This is a genomic window from Micromonospora sp. DT233 (assembly GCF_049841815.1).
Classification (GTDB): domain Bacteria; phylum Actinomycetota; class Actinomycetes; order Mycobacteriales; family Micromonosporaceae; genus Micromonospora.
In genome coordinates this window covers 1-306 of the sequence record NZ_JBNCLB010000051.1, presented here as the reverse complement: position 1 = coordinate 306, position 306 = coordinate 1, and the positions used below count along the sequence as shown (strand labels likewise).

Here is a 306-nt window from a genome sequence, read left to right as displayed (position 1 = left end):
TCGTCGGGCTGGCCGTCGTTGGCGTTCCAGCCGGCGGAGCGGTGGGGGTCGTCGTGCTGCTGGTCGGTGGCGTTCCAGCCGCCGGAGCGGGCCGGGTCGTCGTGCTGTTGGCCGGGCCAGGGGTTGTGGTTCGGGTCGTCGCGGCCGGGCCAGGCGTCCTGCGCCGCGTCGGGCTGGGCCGGCGGGCTGGGCTGGGCCGGCGGGCTGGGCTGGGCCGGCGGGCTGGGCTGGGCCGGCGGGGTGGCCTGGCCGGGGACGGGGACGCGGGCGGCGCCCCGGGCGGCCGGCGCGGGCTGCTGGCCCCAG

At 82.4% G+C, this 306-nt stretch carries 1 pseudogene; it reads right to left on the bottom strand.

What is annotated here, in order from left to right:
- A pseudogene (locus ACLQ2V_RS28150) lies at positions 1-306 on the bottom strand (hypothetical protein); the annotation flags it as partial.